Below are 13,571 nucleotides of genomic sequence, written 5' to 3'. Positions count from 1 at the left end.
ATATTAGAAATTGATTCGGAGGTAGTAATATGAATTTTAGAGAGTTGGAATCCAATTTTAAAAAGAATGTTTTCAGAAATGAAGATGATATAAAAATACATTTTCATTCGGATATTGTAAAACCTCTTTTGATTGAGTTAAATCCAGATATGTTAAATCAATATAAAAGTGAGGATGTTTTAATTGCAGGTGGAAGAACTGATGCGACATTCCAAAATATTTCTTTTGAATTAAAGAAAGAAAACTATTTTTCTAAGGAAAAGGGAGTAAATGAGGCTCTTTATGGAAGAAATGACACAGATCATGGACTCTATGATTATATAATAAGTAATTCGGGAATAAGTGTCAATGATAAAGAAGAAATTATAGTGAAAAAAATAATGAGAGGTATTGGCGTTGGATTTGATGGAAAGAAATTTATATTTGCACGTTTTATTCCCTCATCACAAAGAAACAAATTAAATACAAGGAAAGTTAAAGTAGAAATTGAAAAACCACTAAATTTGGGATTTATATACGAAATAAAGGATTTTCAACCTGGTTTAAAAAGACTTGCATTGTTGTTAAAACAGCAAGAAAAGAGAAGCTTGACAAAAGCAACTCTATGTTCTGTTATTCACCCTAAAAGTGATTTTGTAAGAAATTCTATTAATATAATATATCAAAATCTCAGAAATAATATTGATACAACATCCAATTCGTTTAATAACAGAGTAAAAATATTATTTGATGAGTGGGATAGAGTATTCGGAGTGATGTATGGTGATGACGAACAAGCAACAGATTTTACAGAAGTATCTTCCAAAATAAGAGAAATGTATGGTATTGAGAAAGAAATGGATATTGACAGTAAACAATATTTATTTTCCATGCAGACATTTTTTAATATTTTTTTGAAAATATTAGTGTATTCATTCTTGGCACAACTTGTTGATCCAATGTTTACAACACAGCAAGAGTTAACAAAAGATGAAATAAACGATTTGTTCGATGGACAATCGGATGATAGCTGTAAATTGGTAAATAATTTCTTTGAATCGCATTTTTTGGAATGGTTTACATTTACGAGCAACATCAATAATCCGGATGATAGTTTCGACGTTCAGCTTGTTAATCAAACTATGAAAGAAGTTAATAAATTTGATTTAAGCACTTTTGTTTTGCGGCCTGAGAATGTCCAGGATATTTTGCAGGAAGTTTATATGGGACTTATTCCACAAGAGATGCGTCATTTAATGGGTGAGTATTTTTCACCAGATTGGATTGTGGAGCATGCACTAGATATGGTTGGATATAATGGAGAGATTACAAAAACTTTGATTGATCCAACTGCAGGTTCTGGACCATTTTTAACACAATCAATAAAGCGTATTATTAAAGAAAAAAACGGTGTTCTTTCAAAAGATGATATTATTAAAATTACTGAAAACATTGTCGGATTTGATATTAATCCGATATCAGTTGTAGCGGCTAAAGCGAATTATATATTAATAACTTTTTCAGCGTATTTTGATAATTGTGATGAAGAGTTTGGCGCTCCCGTAAGTATACCTGTTTTTATTGCGGATTCAATTTTAGCGCCCGTTGTTTATACTGAAGAGAATGATACGACGCTTAAATTAGAAACAACAGTTGCTCCAATTGAGATTCCCAAATTTGATTCATTTGTGAAAGGAAATGAGTTTCTAAAACTGTTAAGTCAATCCATTGATGATAGAGGCTCATATGATGTTTTTGAAAAACTTGCTCTTGGTAAGGGATTAATACAAGAAGAAGACTTAGGTGTTGTTAAGACATTGTTTTCGAAACTAAAAGCATTACATCGTGCTAGTAAAGATTCATTTTGGCCTATAATCTTTAGAAATAGTTTTGCACCGGTTATGATCCGAGATAAATTTGATTTTGTTGTGGGGAATCCACCCTGGATAGCATGGAAAGCAATGAGTAAGAGTTATCGTGCTGGAACATTAACAATATGGCAAAGCTATGGTATTTTTGAAAAGAATGCTTATGACAAAAAGACAACTCATGATGATTTTGGTATGGCAGTCACATATGTATCTGTAGATCAATATTTGAAAGTTGGAGGCTCAATGGTATTTTTATTACCAGCATCTTTTTTGAAATCAACAAAAGGTGGTGAGGGATTTAGAAAATTCAGCATAATTCGGAATGGGCAGAGCATACCTTTTAAGGTTGAAGAAGTACATGATTTTTCATGTGTTAGTTTGTTTACTATACCAACGGTAGCTATTAAGTTTAGTAAAGGAACGGAAATGACATATCCAATGAATCGATATAGATTTTATACACAAATAGGTAGAAAATCGAAAATTGATTCTCATGCAAACTGGGATTATGTTCAATCAATTTTAGAATATTGTGATAAACTTGCACAACCGGTAGACAAGGAAGATGCTCAATCTGCTTGGTTGACGTTAGAAGATATGCGATTTGCTAATAATGTACTAAATCCAAATGTAGAACGTTCTTATAAAGGACGAAAGGGGATAGAACCTGCAGGTGCAAAAGGTGTTTATATTTTGAAGGAACCTAAAAAGGCAAGAAAAGGATATTTGAATATTGAAAACGATATGTCACGCCAAAGAAGACAGGATATAATTGATAAAGGAGTTCATAAAGGGTGTATTGAAGAAACATACATATATCCAATGTTAGGTGGACGTAATATAGCAAAATGGTATGTGAAATCTAATGAATTTATGCTTGTGCCACATACTGCTGAATTTAAATATGGAGTTCCTGAAGGAATTCTTGCACTAGAAGCACCGGAAACATTCCAATGGCTGAATTATTATCATGATGAATTGCTGGATACCCGAATTCAAAATGGAAAGTTTTTTAATAAAGATACGCAGCCTTTTTATAGATTGGATAATGTTGGGACATATACTTATTCACCTTATAAAGTTTTATGGAAAGAGCAAGCGGGTAGTATGTCTGCAGTAGTGGTATCAAGTTATTATGAATCGGTGCCAAATGCAAATCGCGAATTGTTTTCAGAAGATAAACCCATTGTTGTTGATTCAAAAGTGCTTATGTTAGATGTTTATGAGGAGATGGAAGCATATTATGTGTGCGGCATAATTAATTCGCCTAGTATAATAGAAGTTGTTGATGGATATGCAATTTCTACCAATAGGGGGGTTGATGTTTTGAAGTACATTGCGATTCCTAAGTATGATAGTGATAATGATTTACATACGAAAATAGCTGATACTTCCAAGAAAATTCATCAAAAGAAAAAAGAAAAGGGAGCATGTGCTAACGTTTGTGAGTTGGAATCAAAATTGAACAGGATGATTCATATATTGTTTTCTTAGAAGGTAAAAGTGAAAAATTTGCAAGTTGATTTTAATGCGCCATTAAATGAGTTGGATTCTGAAATTCAAACATATGGATGTAGACAAAATAATCCAGATATTTGCGGTTCTAACGGCTTAGAAGGTATTTGTGGATTTGCATCGTCTGATTGTTTGTGTAAAAAACCATCTAGATCATGGAAAAAACAGTATAACAAATTAAAGGAGAATAGTTAGGTATAGGGGCGACTTAAATCTCTACCACTTTTCTCACTAAAGACCAATGCCCCCTCTCACGCATATTTTCGCGAAATTGCACAGGGGGTATTGTGTTAACCTGGTTTTAGCAACTCGAATGGCTGAAATTAAGGAAAAAAATGAAATGTTGTGCCCGAAAAGTATTGCCGATTTGTGTAGAAGTAGGGTTGCCTTGAAATGGGGCAGCTCTTTTTCAAATATTGTGTTGACTAATTTACCCGGTAGAGTGATATATGTACATACCAAAAAGAAAGGTGGTATGTGCAATGATTACAGAAATTGATTTTAAAGTTAAAGGTGAGGAACGTAAGAAGCTGGCTTATGCCATAGGTGAATTGCTTGAAATGCCGGTAAAGTATACCAGAACACCCAAGTTTGATTATCTGATTGGAAGCAGCATTCTGGATAAAAACGGAGTGTTCCATACATCCGAGGATTTGTCAGAAAGTGAGTTGGAATTGGTTTTAGAACGGTTTTACAAAGGTGAGCCCATACAACAATCAGAGCTGCCAGAGGATGAAACTGTGGAAGCAGATGTATTAAGCATATCAGTTCCAAGAAACATGTTTACAGATGACAAGCTGGAAAATTTGCAGAAGTTGATAGAAGGGAAGCAAACGCTTTTTAAGCACACATTCCGAGTGGAGCAGTTGGAGGTTGCTATTACCGAGAATCAGGTTTCATTTCCCTGGTTTCCACTTGCGTCCGAGCCGGATGCTGTGAGTGCATATACAGAATTTATTTCCAAATTATGCGAATTAGCAATAAAACTAAAACGAGTATCGCTGAAGGATAAAGAAGTTGAGAATGAAAAATATGCATTCCGATGTTTCCTTTTACGTTTGGGATTCATCGGAGACGACAGCAAAGTTGCTCGCCGGATTCTGCTTCAAAATCTTTCTGGAAATTCAGCGTTTCACAAAGTATAAAATAATACGATTCTTTGGTGCAGGGTGTCGCAGAGACGTCCTGTATTATTTTATTGAAAGAAGCTGAACAGCCTCTGGACGGATGAGCCTACCGTTGATACGTTCATAAGCAGCATAACCGGTCAAATTCTCGCGAGAATACAGTTCAGTTAAGATCTTTACGGACAGTGGCTGTCGTTCTAATATCCAGAAATAGGACAAATCGCCAAATGCAACAGGAATACTGCCGGCTGCTATATCCGGCATATATGGCGAGATAACCACTGGCCTGCTATGGATTGTGTCATCAGACTGCCGCCACAGGTAATTGCCATCCTTGTCTTTTAATGTTCTGAGGGTTAATGCAGTATTGTCATTCATTAACCAGACATCATTTTTCCTGAATTCAGCTTCGTTGCAAAATACAAAGCGATAATATCATCATAAGATAAACTCTCGGTACGATTGCTGTACACATCTTGCAAAATTTTGCTAAGATTTACATTTTATGTACAGAAATGACCAATACATAAAGAAAAATTAACACCGCGCAAAACGCTGCAAATGGCAGCAGGAAAGCGCCTTTTGAAAGGAGAAATTATGAGCATTCGAGTACTTTTCATCTGCCACGGCAACATCTGCCGTTCCACCCTAGCCCAAAGTGTCTTCACCCACAAAGTCGCATCCCAAGGGCTTTCCGCCCACTTCCTTATCGACAGCGCCGCCACAAGCACCGAAGAAATCGGCAATCCACCGCACCGGGGGACGGTGAATAAGCTGAGGAAGGTTGGAATTCCTCTGGTGCCGCACCGGGCGCGGCAGGTGACGTGGGCGGATTATGAGAAATTTGATTATATCATAGGTATGGACAGTGCCAATATCCGAAATTTAAACCGGATGCTGAAAGGCGATCCAGAGGGGAAAATATATAAATTCCTCACATTTGCAGGTTCAGACCGTGACATCGCGGATCCGTGGTATACGGGTGATTTTGACGCGACGTATGAAGATGTTCTGGAGGGCTGTGTGGGTTTTCTGGCATATCTGAAAGAACAGGGACAGATATAACCCAAAGTTTGATGAGTATTCATTTTAGGTTAAGATAGAAGGAACGGACTGTTTCTGTTGCAATTTATCAGTGTGCTGGAGGAACATCCGGGCGATTCGTGGATTAAAAAATATATTTTCCCGGGCGTAATGGTTCTAAGTCTCTGGGAAATGATTTCTTGTGGTTCAGCAGATGGATTTTATATCCTGGATGTAGAAAATCTACGTCTGCACCAGATTTTATTTACAAAAGGAATTGATAATGACTTGCCGATGACACGCTGGTATTAATAAGTGGAGTGCTTTTTTATTTCCAGCTGAATCCGTTCGCAGAGATCCTTGACCGTGACAAGCTCGATAAAATCCGTTTCCGGAATATCGATCTCGAAGCAGTCTTCGATTTCTGTGATAAAGTATACGATCAAAAATGAATCCAGCCCCAGATCGTCGATCAGGCGGTCAGCTGATGTCAGCGGGCGGGTGATTTCTACGTATTCTGATAGAATGTCTTTTATTTCAACCAGGATTTCTTCCTGCGTCAGTTCGTGTTTCATGAGAAGTTCCTCCTAATATATGTGATTCATGCAGCTATTTTTATTGTAAATTTAATATAGAATCTGTGTTTGTGAGATGATTCTATCTGTGTGTTTATTTTATCATGAAACTGCCCGCTTGAGTAGATATATCCCTTAAAATAGGAGGAGCCGACAGGAACGGACTCCTGTCGGCGTAGGTATGAAAAAGTATATTATGAAAGGTCTTTTGCCTTTACGCGTATTACTATATCGAAAAAATGTGATAAAAGTATGTTCGGAATGTGAAGAAATCATAAATTTCGGAAAATATTTTGGAAGTGGATGGGGGAATAAAAATGACACGCAGATATAAGTTTGTGCAATTTTATTCATAAAAATGAAAATATATGCGTGAAATTTCTGAAAAAGATAGAATGTAAAAAGGTAATATGATATAATGAGCGCAAGTGAGCCAGAGAGCTGCTTGCAGATTTATGGCGAACGGCGAATGGCGATCACGATAGCTGCGTCAGCAGCGGTAAGCATCGAAGATGCGAATCGTGATATAATATGAACACTTACAGAGAACTTGTCAAATCTAGTGTGAATTATAGCTGAACATTTGATGAATCTGAAATAAAGGAGAAAAATAATCAAAATAAAGATTCAAAAAAACATATCTACAAAGAAGAAGGCAGAACATCAGGCGGATGCAAAAACATTTGCCGGAACGGGTTCAGAAAGGACAGGGAACGATGCGGGCGTTTACATTTGAAAATGCGACAAAGATTTATTTTGGCGGAGGCTGTGTGAAAGAGCACCTGCTGGAGGCGGTGAAGCCGTATGGGGAAACGGTGATGCTGGCATATGGCGGCGGCTCGATCAAGACGAATGGCATTTATCAGGAAGTGATGGATGTCTTAAAGCTGGCTGGAAAACAGGTGATAGAATTTTCAGGCATCATGCCGAATCCGACCTACAGCAAGGTGATGGAAGGGAAAAAAGTCGTACAGGAAAATCAGGTAGATCTGATTCTGGCAGTGGGCGGCGGTTCGGTCATGGACTGCAGCAAGGCGATCTCAATGGCGGCTGCGACGGACAAGGACGTCTGGGAGGAATACTGGATCAAAAAGGGCGAGATTGATTTTGAGCCGGTTCCGGTGGGCGTGATTGTGACCGTGGTCGGCACTGGAAGCGAGGTCAACGGCGAGGGTGTAATCACCCATGAGGAACAGAAAATTAAGACGAGCCGGAATTATCCGCGCTGCAATCCGGTGTTTGCGATGATGGATCCGAAATATACCTACACGGTTTCTCCACTCCAGACGGCAGCGGGCGGTTTTGATATGCTCAGCCATGTGATGGAGACATATTTCAGTGCACCGGATGAGGATAATCTTTCGGATGCGATCTCGGAGGCGTTGATGCGGAGTATTATTGCGAACCTGCCGGTGGCGATCCGGGAACCGGAAAATTATGAGGCGCGCAGCAACCTGATGTGGGCATCCACGATGGCGGAGATTGGCATTATCAAATTAGGAAAACAGTGTGATTTTGAGGCGCATATGATTGAACATCAGATGGGGGCTTACACGGACTGCAACCACGGCATGGGACTTGGCGTGATCCATCCGGCGTATTATCGTCGAATTTGCCGGGACGGCATCAAGAAATTTGTGAAATTTGCCGTAAATGTCTGGGGAATGTCACCAGATGGCGGCGATGAGGAAGAACTGGCATTTGGCGGAATTGACGCATTGCAGGCGTTTATTCATGAGATTGGTTTGCCGGGGACGCTGCGGGAACTGGGGATCACAGATCAGAGCCTGCTGAAAACGATTGCTGATTCATGTATCCGCAATGACGGCGGGTATCGGCAGCTGACGCACGCGGAAATCTTGGATATTTTGGAAGAGTGCTATTAGTACAAAGGAGGAAAATCATGCCACACATTGCAATATCTATGTACCCGGGACGGAGCCGGGAAGAGAAGGCAGCGCTGGCCGAGAAGGTCAGAACGCTGGTATCAGAAGAATTAAAGAAGGATCCGAAGGTTGTGACGGTATCGGTTCATGATGTACCGGCTGAGAAATGGCAGGAACATTTGGATGCGATTCCGGGCGAGGAGAGATTCTATTAGAAGTCTAAGTCGGGGTTGCAGAAAGAGGCAAAAGATCATCAGACGATGGATAATATACCAATGGATAATATAGCTCAAGCAGTGTCGGAAAAATAAACTGCAAAAGATATATAATAATGAATAAAAAAGAACGGACTGTTCATAAATAGACAAAAAAGCATAGGATGTAGAAAATAGATATTTGAACTGTGCCGGCTTACAGAGTATCATCTGTAAACCGGGCAGAAAGAAGCACATTTACGCGCATTACTTAGTGGATTTTGTCTGTATGAACAGTCTTTTTTGCAGCATTTTATAATTGAGAAAACATTTCATTTACTCCTTTTAAATTCCCACAAATATTTCTTGACATTTCCCAGTTACATTCATATAATGAACATATGAACAATGATTCATATAAATAAAAATATTTCAAAGAAATCTTGATAAAATCCTGCTTCACTGCTTTCACGAAAGAAGCAGTGAAGCAGGGCAGAAACGCGTAGCATGAAGGGAGAAATCGGATGGCAATTCATGATGTAGAGTGCTGTGAGGAGTGTGCTGTTCACGATGAGGTTGTGCAGTCGGTCCGGGGAATGCTGCCGGATGACGATGATTTGTATGATCTGGCGGAGCTGTTTAAAGTATTTGGTGATTCGACGCGGATCCGGATTTTGTTTGTGCTGTTTGAGTCGGAGATGTGTGTTTGCGACATTGCACAGCTGCTTAATATGACGCAGTCGGCGATTTCGCATCAGCTTCGGATTCTCAAGCAGTCGCAGCTTGTCAAGAGCCGACGGGACGGAAAGTCGGTGTTCTATTCGCTGGCAGACGACCATGTTTACCGGATTATCAACCAGGGCTTTGAGCATATTAAAGAATAGCAAGTTCCTTGAATGATGATAATGGATTGAATGAATGTGAAAGCGGTGCTATCTGTAAAGAAAAAATTGCAGGTCTCGAAAAGCAAACATTAAAAATTTATAACTCAATAAAAAGAGGAGGATTATCATGAAGAAGAAATTTAAATTAACTGATCTGGATTGTGCAAACTGTGCAGCAAAGATGGAGGATGCGATCAAGAAGCTGGATGGAGTTAATGATGCGAGTGTCAGCTTTATGATGCAGAAAATGACGATCGATGCGGATGACGCACGTTTCGAGGAGATCATGAAAGAGGTTGTAGAAGTGTGCAAGAAGGTGGAACCGGACTGCATTATTAATATGTAAAATTGGAAAAGGCATAATCGGATCAAAAGCTGCTTTTTAAAAGAATAAAATCAGATTGTGTAATGCACAGAAGGGCAAAGTAAAAAGATATAGGCAAATGAGCTGTGCCGGCACATTTTCCTATATCTTTTTTTCTGGGAATGTGTTTCCAGAATGAAGGGAGGCTTTATGAATCAGAAGCAGAAAACGATGCTGAAGCGGATCGTTGCGGCGGCAATCGTATATATCGCGGCGGCAGCAGCGAAAAAAATGAATGTATTTGCCGGAATGCCGCAGCCGTGGACAGAGTTAGTCGTATTTTTAATTCCGTATCTGATTATTGGATGGGATATTGTATACAAGGCGTTCCGGGGGATTAAAAATGGTCAGGTGTTTGATGAGAATTTCCTCATGACAGTAGCGACGTTCGGGGCGTTCGGTGTGGGCGAGTTTTCTGAGGCGGTTGCGGTTATGCTGTTCTATCAGGTTGGCGAGCTGTTTCAGAGTTATGCGGTCAACCGTTCGCGCCAATCGATCAGCGATCTCATGAATATCTGTCCGGAATATGCCAATATTGAAAAAGATGGACAAATAGAGCAGGTCGATCCGGATGATGTGGAAGTGGATGACATCATCGTGGTACAGCCGGGAGAGCGGATTCCGCTGGATGGCGTGGTGGTAGAGGGTGAATCGATGATCGATACCTCGGCGCTGACTGGTGAATCGGTACCGCGCCGTGCGGCAGCCGGGGATGAAATCATCAGCGGATGTGTCAATGGCAGCGGGCTTCTGCGGGTGCGCGTGACGAAAGAATTTGATGATTCGACGGTGGCGCGGATTCTGGAGCTTGTGGAGAATGCCAGCAGCAAGAAGGCGAAGGTGGAGAACTTTATCACCCGGTTTGCCAGATATTATACGCCGGTGGTCGTGATCGCGGCGGTTGCTTTGGCGTTTGTGCCGCCGATTGTGCTGGGCGGAGAATTTGGCGAGTGGATTCAGAGAGCTTGTATTTTCCTGGTAATTTCCTGCCCGTGTGCGCTGGTAATTTCGGTTCCGCTTAGCTTCTTTGGCGGCATTGGCGCTGCATCCCGCATCGGTGTGTTAGTCAAGGGAAGCAATTATCTGGAGGCAGTTTCGGAGCTGGATACGGTTGTATTTGATAAGACAGGCACCCTGACGAAAGGCGAGTTTAAAGTGACGGAGCTGCATCCGGCGGGAATCAGTGAGGATGAGCTTCTGGAGCTGGCGGCGTATGCCGAGAATTATTCGACGCATCCGATCGCGGAATCGATACGGGAGGCGTATCGTGAGAGAAAAGGCAGTTTGGCAGAAGCAGAAACTCAAAAGGCGAATGCGGGAACAGCAGAAATCGTTCTGGATGCTGACAATGACACAATAAAGAAGGTGCAGTCCAAAGAGGGTGTGCAGGGAGTGGTACGCAAACCCCTGATCGACTTAACCCGCATCGGTGAAACCAACGAGATTTCCGGTCATGGTATCGAGACAACGATCGACGGTCACATAGTTCTGGCGGGTAATGGACGCCTGATGAAGAGTAAAAATATACCGTATCAGGAATGCGACGGCATCGGCACTGTGATTTATCTGGCAAAGGACGGAAAATTTGCCGGAAGTATCCTGATTGCCGATACGATCAAGCTGGAGACGGAGGATGCGATCCGTGGACTGAAGGCGGCTGGAATCCGCCGTACTGTTATGCTGACGGGCGACCGGAAAGCGGTCGGCGAGGCGGTGGCTGCGAAGGTTGGCATCGATCAGGCGTACACGGAGCTGCTTCCGGCGGATAAGGTGCAGAAGGTCGAGGAGATGCTGGCGGAGATGACCGGAAAGCGGAAGCTGGCATTTGTCGGCGACGGCATCAACGATGCACCGGTTCTCTCCCGCGCAGATGTCGGTATTGCAATGGGAAGCATGGGAAGTGACGCGGCGATCGAGGCGGCGGACATTGTCCTGATGGATGATAACCCGGCGAAGATTGCAGGTGTGGTTAAAATCGGACGCAAGACAATGGCAATCGCGCACCAGAATATCGTGTTTGCCCTGGCGGTTAAGGCGGTTGTGCTTCTGATGGGCGCGGCTGGAGTGGCGAATATGTGGGAAGCCGTGTTTGCGGACGTTGGTGTTTCCGTCATTGCAATTTTAAATGCGATGAGGGCATTAAGAACTAAATAATCAGTAATATCAAAAAGCTATGGCGGAAGGAATACTTGATGGTTCCGGAAACTGTAGCTTTTTAAATTTGCGGCTCTAAGGGATTTATATATAAAACCAATATTTGCAAGTGGTAAAAGAATAGGAATAAGAAAGAAATCAAGGCTTGGAAAAGATAAAATGCTGGGAATCATACAGGATTTCCAAAATAGTTGTAATAATCCTTAATAAAATAGTAATTGAATCTGACGGAAGAATGAAGTATGATCAAATACCATAGGATATTAGACGGAAAGGAAGGAACAGGATGAAAAAATGGATGAAAACGGCGCTTGTCCTGGCTGCAGCGGTCTGCCTGAGTGTGGCGGCTGCGTTCACAGCACTGGCGGCGCAGACGTTTCAGATAACCGCTTCGATCGGCTCCTGTCTGATTGGTTCGGGGCAGAATACAGTGGATATTTCACTTTCAAGCAACGGTGATACAACGGGGACGGACGGAAAGATTTATCTGTTTGAATTGCGGCCGTATGAGTCGGAGATTGGAAGCCGGACTGATTATGTCAGCAGCGTAGGCGCAGGGGAAACGAGGACCGTCTCGATTCCTTTAAACAAGGGAACTGCCCAGGACCGCCTTTACAGCCGGTTTGTTCCGGCAGTGTTTGACGGAACTACATTTACGACAGTTGGCGCGGCACATTATATCACAAATCCGGAGGTGGTTGCATCCAATCAGGATCCGTTTAAGACGCCGCTGACGAAAAAGGGCTTGAATATCCAGTTAAATATGCTCAACGATGCATTTACACTGGGTGTCAAACATGTGGCGGTCAATATCGCATTTTCCCAGTTTTTAGGAAGTGGCATTGATTATGAGTACGATGGAAAAACGTATCATTTTAATAAGTCGGTGGTTGAAAATTATGACAAGGTGATCAGTACATATATCGGAAAAGATATATCCGTGACGGCGATCGTTTTAAATGACTGGAATGACGCGCACCCGGAACTGGTTCATGCGGGAACTGCGAAATCTTCGAGCGCCAATTATTATATGTTTAACACGAAGACACAGGAAGGATTTGAGACAACGCGTGCGATCTTCGCGTTTTTGGCGGATCGTTACAGCGGCAAGAATCATAATTCAAATTATGCGAAGATTTCCAACTGGATTCTGGGCAATGAGATCAACAACCAGATTTGGAACTACATGGGACCGGCAGATTTGAATGCATATGTATCCACGTATCAGCAGGCATTCCGCACGTTCTACACGGCGATCAAGAGCACAAGTGCGAATGACCGGGTTTATTTTTCACTTGATTTCTGGTGGGGAGCTCCGTATGAGAACCTGAACGATCAGGTGCATTATACGGGCAAAGGCATTGTTGATACGTTTAACGCTTGGCAGTAACGGAAGGCCAGATGGACTGGGGCATTGCCTACCATCCGTATCCGTACCCGATGACGGAACCGGAATTCTGGGATGATCCGGCAACGGGGCTGGTAACCGAGAGTGCAGATTCACCGATTGTCAACTTTGCAAACCTGCATGTACTGACCGATTATCTGAATCAGGATTCGATGAAGACAGCATCCGGCGAGGTGCGCCATGTCATTCTGACGGAGGAAGGATTTACTGCACAGAGTCTGACGCGCGGCGATGTGTCGGATATCCAGGCGGCGGCATTTGCATATTCTTACTATATCGTAGACAGCAACCCGTATATCGACGCGTACATTCTGAGTCGTCAGGTCGATGCGCCGTCAGAGGTAAGGGCAGGCTTAAGCTTCGGTCTGTGGTCCTGTGATATGAATCAGGGCAATGAGATTGTAGCGGTAAAGGATCGAAAGCTCTGGAGAGTTTTCCACGACATTGATCAGAAGAGATACACGCTGGAAACTTCGAATTTTGCAAAATCAATCATCGGAATTAATAAGTGGTCGGATGTGATTCCGAACTTCCGGTGGAAGTCTCTGGAACAGTAGCGGATGGTAGACAGAGACTTGTAGAACAAAAACT

The 13,571-nt window shown here is 42.0% G+C and carries 10 protein-coding genes and 3 pseudogenes; 11 read left to right on the top strand and 2 right to left on the bottom strand.

All coding sequences use genetic code 11. The features are described from left to right. The first annotated feature begins 29 nt into the window (after positions 1 to 29). The 3 genes from DWZ16_RS06235 (at position 30) to DWZ16_RS06225 (ending at position 4,510) form a co-directional block, all read left to right on the top strand. Positions 30 to 3,344 carry an Eco57I restriction-modification methylase domain-containing protein gene (locus DWZ16_RS06235; RefSeq protein ID WP_118522465.1) on the top strand — a complete coding sequence of 1,105 codons (3,315 nt, stop codon included), beginning with the start codon at positions 30 to 32 and terminating at the stop codon, positions 3,342 to 3,344. A gap of 9 nt (positions 3,345 to 3,353) precedes the next feature. Beyond that, a complete protein-coding gene (locus tag DWZ16_RS06230) occupies positions 3,354 to 3,560 on the top strand; it encodes a hypothetical protein (RefSeq protein WP_107001350.1) in 207 nt (68 codons plus the stop codon). 287 nt (positions 3,561 to 3,847) lie between these two features. Next, on the top strand, positions 3,848 to 4,510 hold the full coding sequence (locus DWZ16_RS06225) for a hypothetical protein (protein ID WP_107001351.1): 663 nt from the start codon (positions 3,848 to 3,850) through the stop codon (positions 4,508 to 4,510). A gap of 45 nt (positions 4,511 to 4,555) precedes the next feature. Here the strand turns inward: DWZ16_RS06225 and DWZ16_RS06220 are convergent. Further along, positions 4,556 to 4,888: pseudogene (locus DWZ16_RS06220) on the bottom strand (phage major capsid protein); the annotation flags it as partial. 201 nt (positions 4,889 to 5,089) lie between these two features. On the opposite strand from DWZ16_RS06220, the gene DWZ16_RS06215 reads away from it, so the two are divergent. Continuing rightward, on the top strand, positions 5,090 to 5,557 hold the full coding sequence (locus DWZ16_RS06215; protein ID WP_118522463.1) for a low molecular weight protein-tyrosine-phosphatase: 468 nt from the start codon (positions 5,090 to 5,092) through the stop codon (positions 5,555 to 5,557). A gap of 45 nt (positions 5,558 to 5,602) precedes the next feature. After that, positions 5,603 to 5,827, top strand: a pseudogene (locus tag DWZ16_RS06210) (SAM-dependent methyltransferase); the annotation flags it as partial. On the opposite strand, the gene DWZ16_RS06205 reads toward DWZ16_RS06210, so the two are convergent. Then, the gene (locus DWZ16_RS06205) at positions 5,824 to 6,090 is read right to left on the bottom strand and encodes an acyl carrier protein (protein WP_107001355.1); all 267 of its coding nucleotides are present in this window, start codon (positions 6,088 to 6,090) and stop codon (positions 5,824 to 5,826) included. The pseudogene DWZ16_RS06210 and the gene DWZ16_RS06205 sit on opposite strands and share 4 nt — an antisense overlap. 716 nt (positions 6,091 to 6,806) lie before the next feature. Here DWZ16_RS06205 and DWZ16_RS06200 point away from each other — a divergent pair. The 6 genes and pseudogenes from DWZ16_RS06200 (at position 6,807) to DWZ16_RS06175 (ending at position 13,537) form a co-directional block, all read left to right on the top strand. Further along, on the top strand, positions 6,807 to 7,976 hold the full coding sequence (locus DWZ16_RS06200; protein WP_107001505.1) for an iron-containing alcohol dehydrogenase: 1,170 nt from the start codon (positions 6,807 to 6,809) through the stop codon (positions 7,974 to 7,976). Positions 7,977 to 7,993: 17 nt separating this feature from the next. After that, complete coding sequence (locus tag DWZ16_RS06195; protein ID WP_117796107.1) at positions 7,994 to 8,191, top strand: tautomerase family protein; 198 nt, start codon at positions 7,994 to 7,996, stop codon at positions 8,189 to 8,191. 503 nt (positions 8,192 to 8,694) lie between these two features. Continuing rightward, a complete protein-coding gene (locus DWZ16_RS06190; protein WP_022358591.1) occupies positions 8,695 to 9,054 on the top strand; it encodes an ArsR/SmtB family transcription factor in 360 nt (119 codons plus the stop codon). A gap of 127 nt (positions 9,055 to 9,181) precedes the next feature. Continuing rightward, complete coding sequence (locus DWZ16_RS06185) at positions 9,182 to 9,400, top strand: cation transporter (protein WP_118522462.1); 219 nt, start codon at positions 9,182 to 9,184, stop codon at positions 9,398 to 9,400. A 168-nt stretch (positions 9,401 to 9,568) separates the two neighbouring features. After that, entirely contained in the window at positions 9,569 to 11,572 is a 2,004-nt protein-coding gene (locus tag DWZ16_RS06180) for a heavy metal translocating P-type ATPase (protein WP_118522461.1), read from the top strand. 286 nt (positions 11,573 to 11,858) lie between these two features. Further along, positions 11,859 to 13,537, top strand: a pseudogene (locus DWZ16_RS06175) (DUF5722 domain-containing protein). The last annotated feature ends 34 nt before the right edge of the window (positions 13,538 to 13,571 follow it).

Source organism: Clostridium sp. AF29-8BH (assembly GCF_003478145.1).
Lineage (GTDB): Bacteria > Bacillota > Clostridia > Lachnospirales > Lachnospiraceae > Otoolea > Otoolea fessa.
The sequence above is the reverse complement of the archived record's forward strand: the minus strand, read 5'-3'. Positions and strand labels throughout refer to the sequence as shown.

Excerpts from the sequence above, each read along its gene's own strand:
- DWZ16_RS06235 (WP_118522465.1), top strand. The coding sequence starts at position 30 with ATGAATTTTAGAGAGTTGGAATCCAATTTTAAAAAGAATGTTTTCAGA.
- DWZ16_RS06225 (WP_107001351.1), top strand. The coding sequence starts at position 3,848 with ATGATTACAGAAATTGATTTTAAAGTTAAAGGTGAGGAACGTAAGAAG.
- DWZ16_RS06215 (WP_118522463.1), top strand. The coding sequence starts at position 5,090 with ATGAGCATTCGAGTACTTTTCATCTGCCACGGCAACATCTGCCGTTCC.
- DWZ16_RS06205 (WP_107001355.1), bottom strand. The coding sequence starts at position 6,090 with ATGAAACACGAACTGACGCAGGAAGAAATCCTGGTTGAAATAAAAGAC.
- DWZ16_RS06200 (WP_107001505.1), top strand. The coding sequence starts at position 6,807 with ATGCGGGCGTTTACATTTGAAAATGCGACAAAGATTTATTTTGGCGGA.
- DWZ16_RS06195 (WP_117796107.1), top strand. The coding sequence starts at position 7,994 with ATGCCACACATTGCAATATCTATGTACCCGGGACGGAGCCGGGAAGAG.
- DWZ16_RS06190 (WP_022358591.1), top strand. The coding sequence starts at position 8,695 with ATGGCAATTCATGATGTAGAGTGCTGTGAGGAGTGTGCTGTTCACGAT.
- DWZ16_RS06185 (WP_118522462.1), top strand. The coding sequence starts at position 9,182 with ATGAAGAAGAAATTTAAATTAACTGATCTGGATTGTGCAAACTGTGCA.
- DWZ16_RS06180 (WP_118522461.1), top strand. The coding sequence starts at position 9,569 with ATGAATCAGAAGCAGAAAACGATGCTGAAGCGGATCGTTGCGGCGGCA.